This is a genomic window from Marinihelvus fidelis, from assembly GCF_008725655.1.
Classification (GTDB): Bacteria; Pseudomonadota; Gammaproteobacteria; order Xanthomonadales; family SZUA-36; genus Marinihelvus; species Marinihelvus fidelis.
The window spans coordinates 203766-220332 of sequence record NZ_VYXP01000001.1; the positions used below are offsets into that span (position 1 = coordinate 203766).

The 16567-nt window shown below is 64.4% G+C and carries 10 protein-coding genes; 7 read left to right on the forward strand and 3 right to left on the reverse strand.

The annotated features are described in order from the left end of the window. Positions 1-122: 122 nt before the first annotated feature. The 7 genes from F3N42_RS00810 (at position 123) to F3N42_RS00840 (ending at position 10079) form a co-directional block, all read left to right on the forward strand. Complete coding sequence (locus tag F3N42_RS00810; protein ID WP_224784610.1) at positions 123-2495, forward strand: PVC-type heme-binding CxxCH protein; 2373 nt, start codon at positions 123-125, stop codon at positions 2493-2495. 36 nt (positions 2496-2531) lie between these two features. Then, the gene (locus F3N42_RS00815; protein ID WP_224784611.1) at positions 2532-2825 is read left to right on the forward strand and encodes a PepSY domain-containing protein; all 294 of its coding nucleotides are present in this window, start codon (positions 2532-2534) and stop codon (positions 2823-2825) included. 10 nt (positions 2826-2835) lie between these two features. Then, complete coding sequence (locus tag F3N42_RS00820; protein ID WP_224784612.1) at positions 2836-3363, forward strand: cytochrome b/b6 domain-containing protein; 528 nt, start codon at positions 2836-2838, stop codon at positions 3361-3363. 275 nt (positions 3364-3638) lie between these two features. Beyond that, positions 3639-5120: a tetratricopeptide repeat protein gene (locus F3N42_RS00825; RefSeq protein ID WP_150862471.1), complete on the forward strand. Its 1482-nt coding sequence runs from the start codon at positions 3639-3641 to the stop codon at positions 5118-5120. A 25-nt stretch (positions 5121-5145) separates the two neighbouring features. Then, a complete protein-coding gene (locus tag F3N42_RS00830) occupies positions 5146-6201 on the forward strand; it encodes an SMP-30/gluconolactonase/LRE family protein (RefSeq protein WP_150862472.1) in 1056 nt (351 codons plus the stop codon). 21 nt (positions 6202-6222) lie between these two features. After that, on the forward strand, positions 6223-8769 hold the full coding sequence (locus F3N42_RS00835) for a di-heme-cytochrome C peroxidase (protein WP_150862473.1): 2547 nt from the start codon (positions 6223-6225) through the stop codon (positions 8767-8769). Then, entirely contained in the window at positions 8766-10079 is a 1314-nt protein-coding gene (locus F3N42_RS00840) for a catalase family protein (protein WP_150862474.1), read from the forward strand. The genes F3N42_RS00835 and F3N42_RS00840 overlap by 4 nt, the downstream gene beginning before the upstream one ends. A gap of 5 nt (positions 10080-10084) precedes the next feature. Here the strand turns inward: F3N42_RS00840 and F3N42_RS00845 are convergent, their stop codons facing one another. The 3 genes from F3N42_RS00845 to F3N42_RS00855 all read right to left on the reverse strand — a co-directional run bounded on the left by F3N42_RS00845 (position 10085) and on the right by F3N42_RS00855 (position 16555). Further along, positions 10085-12646 (reverse strand): patatin-like phospholipase family protein, encoded by a 2562-nt coding sequence (locus tag F3N42_RS00845; RefSeq protein WP_150862475.1) that lies wholly within the window; start codon positions 12644-12646, stop codon positions 10085-10087. A 21-nt stretch (positions 12647-12667) separates the two neighbouring features. Further along, a complete protein-coding gene (locus F3N42_RS00850; protein ID WP_150862476.1) occupies positions 12668-14935 on the reverse strand; it encodes a TonB-dependent receptor in 2268 nt (755 codons plus the stop codon). 117 nt (positions 14936-15052) lie between these two features. After that, on the reverse strand, positions 15053-16555 hold the full coding sequence (locus F3N42_RS00855) for a beta-N-acetylhexosaminidase (protein WP_150862477.1): 1503 nt from the start codon (positions 16553-16555) through the stop codon (positions 15053-15055). Positions 16556-16567 lie beyond the last annotated feature (12 nt).

Below are 16567 nucleotides of genomic sequence, written 5' to 3' on the forward strand. Positions count from 1 at the left end.
GCTGTTCCCACTCCATTCTAGTGGTTTGGCCCCTTGCCGGCGTCGCGTTCGTGTCGTCAGGTCTGGGTTCCGCCCGCGTTTTCATTGACAATGGACAGGTTCCCGAAAGTCAATCAGCTGTTTTGAAAAAACTCACCTTCTATCTGGGGCTGCTTGCCCTGTCCAGCCTGGCGATTCCGGCATCCTGGGGTCAACCCGCGGATGAAGAATTTGAAGGCGACCGTGTAGGGCACGACATGCGTGACGTGATCCCGCGGCACGAAATTCCCGGCGCGCCGATCTTGACGGTTGCGCAGGCCCTGGAGGCCTTCCAGGTGCAGAAGGGGTTCGTGGTCGAGCCCGTGGTCTCCGAGCCCGATGTCTTCAACCCGGTGGCCATGGCGTTTGATGCCAGCGGGCGCATGTGGGTCGCGGAAATGACAACCTACATGCCGGATGTCCACGGCAGCGGTGAAATGAAACCGGACGGTAATATCGCCCTGCTCGAAGATACCGATGGTGATGGCGCCGTCGACCGGCGCACGGTCCTGCTCGACAACGTGTTGCTGCCCAGAACGGTGGCCGTGGTGGACGGCGGGATTTTCTACGCCGACCATGAATCCCTGTATTTCGCCGAGGTGCTCGAAGCCGATGGCCAGGTGCGGCTGGGCCGCCACGACGTCGTGGACCCGACTTACGCCTCGGGTGGCAATGTCGAGCACAAGCCCAACACCATGCTCTATGGCATTGACGGCTGGTACTACAACGCCAAGAGCGATCGCAGGTACCGGGTGCTGCCATTGGGCGCGGAAGTGCCCGCCGGGGCTGAAGAGATCTATCGCAACACTGACTGGAAAGTCGTCCGTGCCGGAACGGACTACCGTGGTCAGTGGGGCCTGTCGATGGATGACTATGGCCGGCTCTATCACAATGGCAACAGCTCGCCGATTCACGGCGAGTACCTGTTGCCGGGCGCCCTGTTGAAGAACCCGGGCTACTGGCCTGACATGCCTGCGCACCCCATCGGAGACAATTTCGTATTCCCCGCGCGCATCAACCCCGGGGTCAACCGGGGCTACCTGGAGGGCACCCTGGTCGCCGATGGCCCGGACCGCGGCAAGCTGGTCAGTTTCACCGCCGCGAGCGGAAGCCTGGTGTACCGGGGCAGCAACTTTCCGGCGGCGTACTACGGCATGGGCCTGACCCCGGAACCCGCCGCCAACCTGGTCAGCGCCCGCCGCATCATCGAGGCGAATGGCGAGCTCCGCGGGGAAGCCCTGTTTCCCGGCCAGGAGTTGCTGGCGTCAACCGATGAACGTTTCCGCCCGGTGAACCTGTATAACGCGCCGGATGGCACCGTCTACATCCTCGACATGTATCACGGCATCATTCAGCACCGGGATTTCCTGACCCGCTACCTGGCGGACCAGATCAGGGACCGCGAACTCGACCATGGCAACAACACCATGGGCAGGGTCTACAGGCTGAGATGGGCTGAGAACAGGGCCGCCCCGGTTCCGGACCTGGACGCGCTGGACAGCGCATCGCTGGTGCCCTACCTGGCCCACGCCAACGCCTGGCAGCGCGACACCGCGCGGCGGCTACTGGTTGAACGCCAGGCCAGCAGCGTGGCAAACGCCATCCGCGCCTTGATGGCCGGGTCGGATCATTCCGTGGCACTGGTCAATGCGCTGTGGACCCTGCACGGCCTGGGTGCGGTGGATATCGACACGGTGCGGCGCTACATGCGTGATGCCGACCACCATGTCGCCATGGCCGCCGCGGCCGTGGGTGAGGCGCTGCCCGCCAGCGATCATGCGGCTTATCACCAGTCACTGCGCGCCATGGCGAACGCGGGATACCCTCGCGCGCTGCAGGCCGCGGTGTCCGTTGCCGCCATCGACGGCGGCGCGGACGTGTCCAGGCTCGTGCTCGACGCCCATATCGACCGGCCCTATACCCGCGAGGCGGTGGTCAGCGGCCTGGGCGATGATGCAGCGGCGTTTGTCGAGGCCATCGGGGGAGCGTATCCGGACCCCGTGTTCATGGACATGCTGGATCGCCTTGGCGAGAACCGGCAGCAGGCCAGCAACCGTGACCGCCTGTCACCGGCCGGGCAGCGCCGTTACGACCGGGGGCAGGCGCTGTACGCCGGTCAAGGAGCCTGCGCCGGCTGCCACGGCCCACATGGCAACGGCATGCCAGGCCTGGGGCCGACCTTCTGGGACAGTGGCTGGGTCTACGATCGCGACAGGCTGGTCCGCGTGCTGCTGCACGGCCTGGCCGGGCCCATTTGGGTGGGACAGGATTTCTGGAATACCGCGGCGGTCATGCCAGGCTACGCGACCAACGACGCCATCAGCGACGAAGACCTGGCCGCGATGGCCACCTATATCCGCAACAGCTGGGGCAATGCCATGGACAGCGGTGATGCGGTCACCGAAAGTGATATCGAAAAGGTGAGGGCGCAAACGCAGGGGCGTGTGGAACCTTTCCGTGCCACCGATTTCGAGTGAGGCGTATACTGCGAACCTGATTCAAGGAGGTCAACCATGATTCGAGTCAATCGTTTGAAGCCGCTTGCCGTTGTGCTGGCCTTGGCGCTCGCACCGCAAGCCTGGGCCACGGGCCTGGCAACCTGTGACTCCGGGCCCGAAGAGGGCTGGCAGGACAAGGACGTGCTGCAGAAGCAGCTTGAATCCGAGGGCTGGGAAGTCCGTCGCGTCAAGGTCGATGGCGGGTGTTACGAGGTCTATGCCAAAAACGCTGACGGAGAGCGGGTTGAAGCCTACTTCCACCCGGTCACCCTAGAGCCGGTGCCCATTGAGGACGACCACGAAGAGTAAACCGCCCGCGGTGGGCGGGTGGGTGCGGGTCTGGGACCCGCTTCTGCGGCTGTTGCACTGGTCGCTGGTCGCCACCGTCGTGGCCAGCTGGCTGACGCGGCATAGCCCGGGTCGGCTGCACGAGTGGGTCGGCTACGGGGCCATGGCGGTCGTCGCCATACGGTTTGCCTGGGGTTTTGCCGGCCCGTACTACGCCCGATTCAGTCAGTTCGTCCGCCCGCCCGGCCAGGCGCTGGCATACCTGCGGGATGCACGCCAGGGCCGTGCGACCCGGCACCTGGGGCACAACCCGGCCGGGGGCTGGATGACGGTGGTCCTGCTGCTGTTCGTGGCGGCCATTTCAATCACTGGCTGGATGTATACCACCGACCGTTTCTGGGGCATCGCCTGGGTGGGCGAGACGCACCTATGGCTGACCAACGCGCTGATGCTACTGGTGGCGTTGCACCTGGCTGGCGTGGCCTGGAGTTCGTGGGTGCACCGCGAAAACCTGGTTGCCGCAATGCTGCACGGCAAGAAGAAAGTGGCGGGAAGCTGACCCGTTGGTGCTGTCACCCCGGGTCGCGCCCATTGTCACAAAAGGGTCATTCGGCCCGGCATCGGCGCAAAAATTTATCTTTGGTTCATAATAGACACATCGGTGCAAAGTCCGCGGATTGTCGCTTCAGTTCGAAGAAGTTGGCGACCGATAGAGACTGGTTTGGGGCACGGGGTCAAACGCGAATTTCACTGGATTTGTTGTAATTGCGTGCTATGTATATGAAAATCCAGCACCAATTCCGTCATTAAGCAACGGGAAGTCTAACGGGTGCCATGGACTCGATCATCGAATTCCTGAACTGGCTTGAATCGCGGGAAGGCCTTTTTTCGGCACTCACCGCCATCGCGGCCATGTTCGGCATCTGTTACGGCATCATCGCGTTCTTCTTTCCGGGTGTCGGGCGCTGGATGCGGCGGACCTTTGGGCACGAGTCCGGTTTTGTCGCCGGTGAGTCGCCGCAGACAGGTCGGGGCAAGGGTTCGGAATTGCCGAGCAAGTCGCGGAACCGGTCCTCGATCGCCGTTCTGCCGCTCAGGACCCTGTCTTCGCTGGAAGAAGACCGCAATATTGCCGCTGGTATTTCCTCCGAAATCAGCGCCGACCTCTCGCAGCTGGCCGACCTCCGCGTGGCCTCCCACCTGGCGACCATGCAGTTCCAGGGCCAGTCGGTGGACCTGAAGGAAGTCGCCGAGGTTCTCAGCATTCACTACGCGTTGACGGGCAGCTTCCAGCGCGCGGGCGAGCGCATGCGCCTTATGGTCGAGTTGTGTGACGCCACCACCGGCGACCAGCTTTGGGCGTCGACCTACGACCGCCAGATCAAGGACCTGTTCGATGTCCAGGGCGAGGTATCGAAATCCATTGTTGCGGCCATCGGCGGCCAGGTGAAACTCGCCGACACGCGCATCGCCTACGACGCGCCAACCGACAACCTGGATGCCTGGGGCCTGGTCCAGAAGGCCTTCAATTTCTGGTTGACCCATTTCTCGCCGCAGGACTACGAGACGTCCCTGAAGCTCCTGCGCAAAGCCGTGGCGCTGGACCCGCAGTACGCGGCGGCACGGGCGTCGTTATCCATGATCCTGAGCCAGCGTGTGATCAACGCGGTCAGCCAGGACCCCGAGGCCGACACCCGCGAGTCACTGGAGATGATCGAAGAGGCATTCCGGTTGGGGCCGCGTGACCTGACGGTGCTGGAAAATGCCGGCCTGGTCTGGACCCATCATGGCGAGGGCTTGAGGGCGCGCGAGGCCCTGCGCCTGGCGGTCGACATCGCACCCCTGGACCTGATGGCATGGGGCTACCTGTCGATGAACCTGGGCTGGACAGGCAATGAAGCCGAAACCCGCGAAGCGGTGGCCATCGCTGACCGCCTCCTGGCCATGGCGCCAAAGCATCCGTCGCGCCCTTACTGGCACTACTTCCGTGGCTCGGCGCTCAATCGCCTGGGCGACCTGGAAGGCGCCGCCAAGGCCGCGAACCAGGCGCTGGAAGACCAACCGGCATTCAATATTGCTTACATCCTGCTGGCCAACGTGCTAGCGCTTGGGGGCGACCTTGATGGCGCGCGTGCAGCCTACGCCGCTTCGTTGCAGATCAATCCCTTCCTGGGGCCGGAATTTGCCATCCAGCGGATGAAAACGGTGTGCATGAGCGAGGAAGCCGCGGAGCCCATGTACCGCGGACTGGTCCTGGCGGGGCTGACCGGCAAGGACGGCCCCGAACAGGACACCGCGACGACCATCAGGGCCTGACAACGAAAGAACAAGGGGAATACGTATGACTGCCAGCCGGATATCCGCTTTTGAGATCATTGCCAGCGGGCTCGGTTATCCCGAATCGCCCAAGTACCTGCCGGACGGTTCGGTCCTGCTGGTGGAGATCAGGAACCAGTGCCTGACCCGAATTGGCGCGGACGGTAGCCGAACCCGGGTCGCCGACATCAAGGGCGGCCCCAACGGCCTGGCGCTGGGCCCGGATGGCCACGCGTGGATTGCCAACAATGGCGGCTTCAACTGGCTGGACGTGCCCTTGCCCAACGGCCAGACGCTGGCCATCGGCACCACCCAGCCCGATGACTACGAGGGTGGCCGGATCGAGCACGTTAACCTTTCCGATGGCCGGGTCAACATGGCCTACCGCAGCTTCAGTGACGGTATGGACATGAGCGGTTTCGGGCCGCGACAGCCAAAGCCGGTCAGCCACCCCAAACCCCTCGGCCTGCGAGGGCCGGACGACCTGGTGTTCGACAAGACCGGCCATTGCTGGATTTCTGACTGGGGCAAACAGCGCCCGCGTGACGTGGATGTCACCGGCATCTATTACGCCGCCCCGGATGGCTCGAAGATCACCGAGATGATTTTCCCGCTGTCCTGTCCCAATGGCATCGCGCTGTCACCTGCGGAAGACCGCCTTTACGCCGCGATGACCTACAGCCGCCAGGTCATGTACTGGGAGCTTGATGGCCCCGGACGGATTCGCCCCAATCCCCTGAGCATGGACGGCAGTCACTTGCTGACCGCCGACCTTCCCGGGCAGGCGATCCTCGACTCCATGACGGTGGACGAGGCCGGCAATGTCTACGTGGCCACGATGCTGCCGGACGGCAACAACCCGATGTCGAACGGCGGTTTCTCCATCATCAGCCCGGATGGTAAGGACGTCGAATACGTGCCGATCCAACTGGATGGGGCGTTTGCGCCCCTTCCGTCGAGCCTGTGTTTTGGCGGCGCCGACCGGAAGACGCTTTATGCCACCTGTGGTTCCGCCGGGTTGCTGTTGAAGGCGACCGTAGACACGCCGGGGCTGGCACTGAACTTCAACCCCTACCAATAACAACGACCGGAGGCCCACGCGATGAACGACAAACAACGAAAGCGGGGCATCGGTCACTGGCCCGGGCGGGTGCGACGCTTCCTGCGCGGTACAGGCCTGGCCATCCGTGACGAGTTCAGGCGCTTCCTGGACAGCCCGCTCCGATGGTTGCGTGAAACCCTGGTCGCCCTGGCCAGGGCCCTGTTTCGCGCCGCGCGGTACCTGCTGTTGCTGCCGGTATTGCTGCTGGCCGGTCTGCTGGGCTGGTTCGCCCGCCTGACCCTGAAGCAAGTGTGGTCCGTGGCCTGGCGTGGCGGCCTGGTCCTGGTGGCCGTACTCGCGATTGGCTTCTTCCTGACCCTGCACTGGCCCCATTCGGAAGTGCCGGAGATCGAACCGCCGGGACGGGTGGTCTACCTGGACCAGGGCTGGGGTGTGGGCCGCGAGGCCGTGGATCGCCAGACCTATTACTACACGCCCCAGGGCACCGGCAACGTGCTCAGGAACATGCGCTACGACTGGTTCGTCAACCTGGAACTGCCGTGGGGCCGCCAGCGGCTGGCCGACCCCAACCAGATGCGCGCCTACGGCTTCCAGGTCGATACCGAGGCGACCGACGCCAACCCGCACTTGCTACCGGTGGGCTTCACCCGGCATTTCGACCCGCAATTGGGCGAGAACGTGCTGGATGTCACCTGCGCGGCCTGCCATACGGGCGCGCTGCGCGTTCGCAAGGACGATGGCAGCACGGTATCGCTGCGAATTGATGGTGGCCAGGCGATGCACGCGTTTACCGCCGCCAACATGCCGCATTTTGTCCCGGTGCTGCTGGCGTCGATGACCAGCACCTACCTCAATCCGCTCAAGTTCCGGCGTTTTGCCGCCAAGGTGCTGGGCGCAGACCCCAGCGACGAGGCCGTCAGCGCGCTGCACGACGCCTTCGGTGAAACCCTGGGCGCGCTGCTGAAAATGGGTTACAACGAAAAGCGCCACGGCCTGGCGCCCATCCAGGAAGGCTACGGCCGCACCGACGCACTGACCCGGATCGCCAACATGGTCTTTGGCGATCACATCACGGCAAGTAACTACGAGCCGGGCAATGCGCCGGTCAGTTACCCGCCGGTGTGGGACATCTGGAAGTTCGACTGGGTGCAGTACAGCGCCTCGGTGGCGCAGCCGATGGCGCGTAACCTGGGTGAGTCGCTGGGCGTGGGCGCGACCTACCGCCTACGTGACCGTTATGGCCGGCCGATTTCGGAACAGCGACGCTATGACACCACCACGCGGCTGCTCGACCTGCACACCATCGAACTGGCCCTGCGCCGACTGCGCCCACCGGCCTGGCCGGAAGACCTGCTGGGCGAGATCGACCGCGACAAGGCCGTGGCCGGCGGGCTGCATTTCATCCGTACCTGCCAGGGCTGTCACGGGCCGCACCCGGCCAGTGACCGCCAGCGCGCGATCGAGGCGCCGCTGAAGACGGCGTCCGACCCGCACTGGCGGATGAAAACGCTGGGCATCGACGAGATCGGCACCGACCCCAACGCAGCGGTGAATTTCGTCAGTTACACCTTCGACCTGACACCCACGGGCCTGGGCATTGGCGAAGTGCGTGAGGTGGTCGCCCATGAGCTGGATCAGCAGATCGAACGCACCCTGGCCTGGGACTTCCCACGGGTTCACACGGCCTGCGCGGCCGGTGAGGCGCCGGTAGGCGATGGCCTGGACTGCCAGGCCTGGGCCACGGAACGCCAAACGCTCGTCGATGACCGAACCCGGCAGCTGGACGCGATCAACCTGGCGGCGGTGACCAATGGCCAGGGCCTGAATTACATCGGCCTGCTGATGAAAAAGCGGCTTTACGAGCAGGGTGGTTTCAGCGAGGCGGAGATCCAGGACCTTAATGGCTTCGGGGCGCTGGACCTGCCCGAGGTCGCCGCGGTGTACAAGGCGCGGCCACTGGCCGGCGCCTGGTCGACGGCGCCGTACATGCACAACGGCTCGATTCGCAACCTATACCAGGTGCTGAGCCCGCAGCACGAGCGCGATACGCGGTTCTTTATCGGTCGGCCGGATTTCGACCCCAGGCAGGTGGGCCTGGCGCTGGATGACGGCCACGATGGCGGCTTCTGGCTGGATACCCGTATCGATGGCAACGCCAACACCGGCCACGAATTCCGGGCCGGCTACAACGCCTGGCGCGAGGGCAACCCGCCCCAGTACGGGGCCATTGGCCCGGGCTACACGCCGGCGCAGCGCTACGAGATCATCGAGTACCTGAAAACGCACCTGGATGACCCGCCGCATACGCCGCTGTTCGATGGGGTGTTTGCCGGCATCGTCGCCCAGGCACTGGCCCTGATGCCGGCCGAAGGCGAGGAAGCGCGCGTGCCGGAGACCTGGCCGGAAGGCCAGGCCTGCAACCTGGACGAGTACCTGCTCAACCACGAAAACTCGGTGACGCTGGATGACGCCACCCGCGCCGCCGTGGCGACCATTCGTGCCCGGCTGGCGACCTATTTCGCCCAGCCGGATGCCTACCGCTGCGGCGGCCAGACCCGCTACCAGCGCGGTGGAGGTGAAACATGATCCGGAAGACCCTGGCCCGGATGTTCATCCTGCTGTCCATCGTGGTCGTGGTGTCGCTGGCCTGGAATGGCCTGAAAGAGCGGCGCTACCGCGAGCACATGCCGCTGGGCGAAGTCATCGGGCCCAACGAGGATGCGGTCATGGCCGATGCCATCGCGATGGCGCTGCGCATGATCAACCGCACCCGTGATGACCTGACCGAGAAGGGCCTGACCGGTCACGTGACCCCGGCTGGACTCAAGGGCAAGGGGCCGGCCGACGAGGCCCTCGATGACGAGGGCGCGGTGGTGTTCCGCCGCGACGTCCACATCAAGACCCACGGTTGCGTGAAGGCGCACTTCATCGTGCCCGAGGTCGAGAGCCGTTTCCGCTGGGGGCTGTTTGCAGCACCGGGCCGCTACCCCGCCTGGATTCGTTATTCCAATGGCGACTACGTGATGAACCCGGACAAGAAGCCGGACGCGCGTGGCATGGCCATCAAGGTGATGGATGTGCCCGGCGAGAAGTTGCTGGCGTGGCAGAAAACGGCGCCGACCCAGGACTTCGTGATGATGAACGCCACCAACTACTTTATCCGCCACCTGGATGACTACGTCGAGCTGACCAAGTACCTGGCGGTTCAGGACAACTTCGGCTATTTCCTCAATGGCTGGAGCTGGAACCCGTTGAGCTGGCGCTGGCGCGAGTTACGACTGGTGCTGGGCACGAAAAAGAAGCCGCCCGAGACGCCGTTGCTGACGCAGTATTTCAGCGCCTCCGCCTATGCGCTGGGGCCCGACCAGTACATCAAGTTCAGTGCCCGGCCGGCCGAGTGCCCGGCCGATGACGGCGAGACCGGGTCCACGAAGACCGGCAACTGGGCCACACCGCGTTCCGACTACAATTTCCTGCGCCTGCGCATGGGTGAGCAACTGCAGGCCGGGCCGGCCTGTTTCGACTTCATGGTGCAGCCGCAGGTACCCGGCAAGCCGATGCCGGTAGAGGACGCGACCATTGCCTGGAGCGAGAAGGACTCGCCGTTCATCAAGGTCGCTCGACTGGAGATCCCGGCCCAGGATTTCGATACGCCGGGCCAGAACCTGTACTGCGAAAACCTGTCATTCAACCCGTGGCACTCCTTGCCCGAACATCGCCCGGTGGGCGTGTTCAACCGCGTACGCAAGGCGCTCTATGAAGAAGTGCACAAGTATCGCTGGGCCGCGAACGAGCAGCAGTATTCGACCGGCGAGGCCATCGCGCTCGAGCCCGGCCAGCCGCGGGAGCCAAACAGCTGGTGCCTGGATGGCGAGCAGGGCGACTGCGCGCCCTGACCCGTTCAGGCCTCCGACGTGCTGTCGCGCGGATCGTCCCTGAGCCGGGCGAAACCACCCAGCGCCTCGACATCGGCCAGCAGCCCCTCGCAGGCATGCGCGCCCAGTGCCCTGTACGCCTCGAACTGGGCTTCTGTGAAGAACTGGTCCGACGTGGGTTCATGGGGGAACAGCGGGTGCTTGCAGCGGTAGGAGTGAACATACTCCGGTTCATCGCCTGACACCGACAGCTTGATGTACAACAACTGCCCCGTTGACCCATCGGCATAGCGGATGTGTCCCAGCGCCGCGTGCTTCTCGCTCAGGCCATCCGGCGTCTTGCGCAGCGGATCCAGGTTGATGCTGATATCCACGCCCATGTCGATGCGGGCATAGCGCATCAGGGTGGTCAGGCCGCTGAATTCCATGGCCGGGTCGCACTCCCCATCGATGGCCAGGATGAACTTGCAGCGGCGCCGAAGCAGCTGGTAGATGGCCAGGTTCTCGATATGGCCGCCATCGGAAACGTTGATATGGGTGCCTTTCTCATCCAGCCGCCCCAGCGCTTCTTTCCAGATCAAGGTGGGCTTGGCGCTGCCCAGGCGGAACCGCTTGAATGCCATGTCGCGGTTGACCGCGCTCGGGTTGGGCAGCCAGTAACCCAGGCGAATATTAAGCAACGTCATGATGAACACCAGGGCCCGGTTCGTGGTCGTGCCCATGTTGGGGGCAGCGGCGGCACCGGAAATCGCCATCGCCGTGGCCAGGTCCAGGTGGCGGTCGTAGCGCTCCATCTCCTTCGTTGGCGCCCAGCCTGTACGGACCCCGCCGCAGAAATTCCGGCTGAAGGTGAAGAAGTCACACTCGCGGCCGCGCAGGTCAGCGGCGTGGCTGCCTTGCAGGTTCATGGCCACGTTCACCAGGTGATAGGGTGCAGCCGTGCCCGGCGCGTTCAGGGCCGAAAGCTTCAGGTTGTCCTCCGGCGTGGTCTCGCCATCGGGTTGAACGCGGAACAGGAAGGCCTTGCTCAGGCGGTCGCGGTAGAAGCCGTGCGGCGAGGTGATATTGATATCGAGCATGAAGCGGTTGATCAGCAACAGCGCTATAAACACCCCTACGAACCACCAGTCCTCGGCGCCATCGAAAAGATGCAGGAGCGGGCCGTGAATGCGCAGGCTGGCCGCGGATGCCCTTGTGAAATACACGCACTGGTGCCGGCTGCCGCGCTGGCCGGCTGCCGCGTGGCCCTGGTAGGGCGGACATTCCGCCAGCTGCGACGGGTCCAGGTTGATGACCCAGACGCGCCGGTCTTCGCGCCAGAACATCGGGTCGGGCGCGGTGTCGCAGTTTCCGGACTGGCAACGCGCGACGGCATTCTCGCCCATCTGCAAACCGCGCCCGGCCAGCGCGTTGCGCAACTCGGTGGCCGTGGCGGGCCCGGGCTCGCGTTCGAACAGCAGTTCATAAAGGGTGTCGTCACTGTCCAGCGGGTCGTCACCGTGGCTGCCCGTGCTGTCACCCCCGGCCAGGCAGGGCTCGGTACAGGCGACCGCGTCATTCAGACCCTTGGCGGAACCCACCGGCAGGAACGGCGAGTCAATCTGCCACAGGCACAGGCCCAGGAAGATCAGGTAGACAATGACCGGGCCGATCAGTCCGACCAGCCAGAGCAGCAGCTTGCCGAAAATCCGGCCGACGTTTTCACTGGCCTTGCCGGCCAGCATGAACAGGACGATCACGCCACCGACCACCGTCATGAATTGCCAGACCTTGTCCGGTGGCAGGTGGGTAAACCAGTACCAGAACTGGTCGGTGCTGTGCTCGATGGCCAGCCGGGTGACGTGCAGCACGGGAATCGCCAACAGGACCAGGCCGGCCAGCAGCAGTGGAATGGTCAACAGGAGTTCGAACACGTTTCGCCGGTTCCAGTCGAATGATTTGCCCAGCAGCCGGATCAGGAACGGGAAGGCGAGTGCCAGCAGCACGAACAGCATCACCAGCGGTGCCACCAGCCGGGGCAACATGTCCCAGTTGGGCCCCAGTTCGTAGGCGGCCTCGGTGACAAACACGGCCGCCATGATGAACGGCAGGAACACGAACAGGTTCAGCAGGATGCCGCGCAGCATCAGGTTGGGCAGGCGCAGCAGTGGCAACAGGCCGACGGGGTTCAGGTAGTTGGCGAAGTTTCGCAGGTGCGTCATGGCCGGCGGCTCTGATGACTTCTGCGTATAGCGAAGCGGGAACCGGTCGTTGTCCGGCCGGTTTTCCGGGTCGTTCAGCAGCGCGCTGATACAGGACCCCGTGTAGCCGCCGCCGGAGACCGTCGACAGGTAGTCGACATGCTTGAGCAAGCCGTTCCGGGCCAGGCCCTGGATGACACCCAGTGAAAAGGTCGCCGAGCGGATGCCGCCTCCGGAGATGGCCAGGCCGACCAGCCCCAGGTCGGGGTTTGGCGGGCCGTCCAGCGTGCTGTCGTCCAGCCCTTCCTGGCGGCGGCGATCGCGCAGGACTTCAAGTTCTTCGGGGAAAACGTCGGTTTCGAAGTCGAGGTGTTGAGGGTGGCCTGGAGACGTTTTCTTGTTGTTCATTCCTGGCGGTTCTCCCAAGGGTCAGAATCCGTAGCGGACCTGCAATGCCACGGAGCGTGGTCGGTCGGTGGTCGAGTAGTGCGCGCCGGCCAGCAGCGGCACGTCACTGCCATGGTTGCGGGTGAGCTCGTCGCCCAGGTTGCGGCCCAGAAGCGCCACGGTCCAGTGCTCATTCGCCGATGCCCAGCCCAGTCGCAGGTCGACCTTCTGGTAAGCCGGCTGAAAGGCGTTGGGGTCGAGGTCCTGGTCGACGAAATAACCATCGCTGTGGCTCACGCCCAGGTCGGCGAACAGCAGCTGGCCACCGGACAGCGCCTGCTCCCAGGCCAGCGAAACGCGCCCGGCATGGCCCGGCGCGTACTGCGTCGGGCGTCCTGAAAGGTCCTGCGTGCACATCGGTCCCAGCCCGCTTTCGATGGTCTGGGCAATGGTGCAGGCGGCGTTCGGAAAATGGTCGTACTCGGCATCGAGGAAAGACCACGCCAGGTTCAGCGTGAACGCCTTCGACACACGCCAGCTGCCGTCCAGTTCGATGCCGCGGGACGTGGCCTGGGCGGCATTGCCGACGACAAAGTTCACGCCCTCGAAGGTGGACACCTGCAGGTCATCGAATCGGGTGTGGAACAGGGCGATGTCCACCCGCGCCCGGTCACCGGCAAAGCGGGTCTTGGCGCCCAGCTCGAAGGTGGTCGCGGTCTCGTTCTCAAACTCGAAGTTGTCCGGGTCACCGGTCACCTCGGCGGCATTGAACCCACCGGCCTTGAAACCGCGCGCCGCCGAGGCATAGGCGGTCACCGTGTCGCTGGCGTCAAACTGCACGCTCAACGAGGGACTCCAGTTGTCCTCGTCGCGGTCCTGGTCAAAAGTATGGGCGATGCCGAAACCTGCGGCGGCGAAAATCGCGTCATACACGGGGTTGGGCGTGGGCTGCTGGAAGTCGGTGAACCACAGTGACTGCAACGCACTCTTGGACTCGCGCGTGTAGCGAAGTCCGGCGTTCAGCCGCCACAGGTCGGTCATTTGCCAGGTGGCCTGGCCAAACACGGCCCAGGCGTGCGAGTCCTGGTCGAACAGGATGTTGCGGGTCGCCAGCGGTAGCGGCAACCCCAGGGTTGTAAGGTCTGCGTCCAGGGCAAGCCGGTGATCCAGGTCGCCCGCCTCGAAATACACCCCGGCCATGTACGAGACCGGTTGGTCGGTTGCCGTGGCCAGGCGAAATTCCTGGCTGAATTGCGAGAAGTCCTGCGGTTCGTGCTGGAACAGGTTGGGGATGGGGCCGAAGTCGACATCGAGTTCGTCCGCGTAGTCATAACTCATCCAGCCGGTGACGCTGGTCAGGGTCAACCCGCTCCAGTGCCGGTCGATGCTGAGCAGGGCATTCAATGTCTCGGTGTCGGAGTGGTCCAGGCCAATGCCACCGACCGATTTTTGCAGGTCGAACTGGTCTTCGAATGCCGGGTCCCAGCCCTGGTAGAGTGGCAACCAGGGGCCGGCGTTGGTGATCTGCGTGCTGCGGCCGTCGGTCCGGTAACGGCTGTGCTCAAGCTTGAATAGGGCGTCCACATCCTCGCCGGGTTGCCAGCGCAACATGCCTCGCACCACGTGTTCGTCGACATCCGTCTCGTCACGCCCGGGAACGCTATTGAACATCCAGCCGTCCATCTGCCCGGCGCGGACCGCGAACCGGCCATCCAGGGTGGGGGCCAGTGGACCGGTCAGGACGGCGTTGTACAGCTGCTCGCCGTGCTCGGCGTCGAGCATGGCCGACACGTGACCACCGAACTCATCCTGTGGTCGCGCCGTGGTGATGTTGATGGCCCCGGCAATCGTGTTCTTGCCAAACAAAGTGCCCTGGGGGCCGCGCAGCAGCTCGACCCGCTCGACATCCAGGAAGGCTGCCCGGTACTGGCGTCCGCGCCCCGCGTAGACGCCGTCGACGTACATGCCCACCGACTGTTCGAAACCCGGGTTGATGCCGGAGCCCAGTCCGCGCACGAACACCAGCGTAGACACGGCGGCCTCGGTGACCGTAAAACCCGGTACCTGCGCGGACAGGTCCTCGAGTTCCAGCAGGCCGCTGTTTTCCAGCGCCTGGCCGTCGATCACCGAGATTGAAATGGGGACATCGCGCAGTGGTTGCTCGCGCTTCTGCGCCGTGACGATGACTTCTTCAAGGACGCCCGGCCCAAACTCAGAGGCGCGCGGCGATTCGTCGCTGGCCAACGCAATGGCCGGGACAGTCGCCAGCATGACCATGCCCTGGCATGCCATGGTGTGAAAGCGAAACAAGGGGCCCAACTCCTTTCGTTTCTCGCGGCACCAGCGGGTGGAGCGCCGTGCCGGTCTGTTTGCACCAGCATATCACGCGGCGCCACCAGGCGGCTCCTGGCGGCGCCGGGTTCAGGTTCAGGGCAACGCTTGCGGGCGGTAGTACTGGATACCCATGGCGTCGAGTTGTGGCCTGAGCGCCTCCAGGCGGTCAAGGAACTGCTCATAGTTGCGGGCCTCCGCCGGGCTCCAGCCAATTTCCGCGGTGGTCAGCACCCGCGGCCAGAGCCGGTTGTCGGCGGTGGCATCGGTGTGCACCAGTTCCGACCACATCGCCGACTCAACGCCGTGCACCTGTGAGTAGGACTGCGGATTGAACTGGTAGGCCCGTTCCATCGGCACACCTTCCTTGCGGCACCAGGTGTAGGTGTTCGGCTGGCCTTCGTAGTTGCCGTGGTCGAAATACGTGTACGAGCACGGCGACAGGATCAGCCTGTGGCCGCGGTCCAGCGCCGGCTGGATGTCGTATTCGTCATTCCACAGCTGCAGCAGCACGCCGGGGTCGTTGTCGGCCACCGAGGCCTCTTCCCAGGCCACCGCGGTGCGGCCCAGCGATTCGACGATACGGGTCGCCTTGCCGATGAATTCCGCGTACAGCGGGTCCTTGATCTCGTCACCGCCGATATGGATGTAGGGCGACGGGAAGATATCAACGATCTCGGTGAGCACGCCCTCGGTAAACGAGTACGTGGTCTCCGGTTGGGTCAGGCACAGCTTGCTGAAACCCACTTCCACGCCGGAATAGGTCGACAGGTTGGTGACATCCGGGCAGGCCAGTTCCGGATAGGACGCGATGGCCGCCTGGGTGTGTCCCGGCAGGTCGATTTCCGGCACGATGATCACGCCACGTGCTTCGCCGTAGGCGACCAGCTCACGCAGCTCCGCCTGGGTGTAGAACCCGGAACGGCCACCTTCAACCGAGCTGGCGCCGCCTACCTCGGTCAGTTTCGGAAAGGCCTTGATCTCAACCCGCCAGCCCTGGTCGTCGGACAGGTGCAGGTGCAGGCGGTTGAGCTTGAAGCGCGACATGCGGTCGATATGCGCGCGCAGGTACTCCAGTGGCAAAAAGCTGCGCGCCACGTCCAGCATGTTGCCGCGCCATTCGAACTCGGGCCGGTCGTCGATCACCACGTGGGGCAGGGTGTACCCGGGTTGGGCCTGGACGGGGAACAGCTGTCGCAGCGTCTGCACGCCATAGAACAGGCCGGTGTCGGTGGCGGCTTCGATGCGGATGTCGTCAGCGATGGACAGGCGGTAGCCCTCGGCGCCGTGGGTCTGCGCGTCGCCCAGAGACAAGGATATCCGCGGGCCGGTGTCCATTGAGACGTTGATGCCCCTGTCGGCCAGCCATTCGCGCAGCGCCCGGCTGGCGTTCTCCGCCTCGTCCGGGGTGGACAGCGTGACGTTGCCGGCCATTCTCAGCTGGCCCGGTCCCGGGGTGACCGATCTCGGGTATGGGATCAGCGGCAGGTTGACCGGGCCGGCCGAGGGGCCGCTTTCTATGTTCATATCGGCCATCGAAGTGTCGTGGTTCATGGTGGTGATCAGGCCGACCAGCAGGGTCGGTATCAGTCGTTTCATTCCGGAATATTT

Excerpts from the sequence above, each read along its gene's own strand:
- F3N42_RS00835 (WP_150862473.1), top strand. The coding sequence starts at position 6,223 with ATGAACGACAAACAACGAAAGCGGGGCATCGGTCACTGGCCCGGGCGG.
- F3N42_RS00825 (WP_150862471.1), top strand. The coding sequence starts at position 3,639 with ATGGACTCGATCATCGAATTCCTGAACTGGCTTGAATCGCGGGAAGGC.
- F3N42_RS00815 (WP_224784611.1), top strand. The coding sequence starts at position 2,532 with ATGATTCGAGTCAATCGTTTGAAGCCGCTTGCCGTTGTGCTGGCCTTG.
- F3N42_RS00830 (WP_150862472.1), top strand. The coding sequence starts at position 5,146 with ATGACTGCCAGCCGGATATCCGCTTTTGAGATCATTGCCAGCGGGCTC.
- F3N42_RS00845 (WP_150862475.1), bottom strand. The coding sequence starts at position 12,646 with ATGAACAACAAGAAAACGTCTCCAGGCCACCCTCAACACCTCGACTTC.
- F3N42_RS00855 (WP_150862477.1), bottom strand. The coding sequence starts at position 16,555 with ATGAAACGACTGATACCGACCCTGCTGGTCGGCCTGATCACCACCATG.
- F3N42_RS00840 (WP_150862474.1), top strand. The coding sequence starts at position 8,766 with ATGATCCGGAAGACCCTGGCCCGGATGTTCATCCTGCTGTCCATCGTG.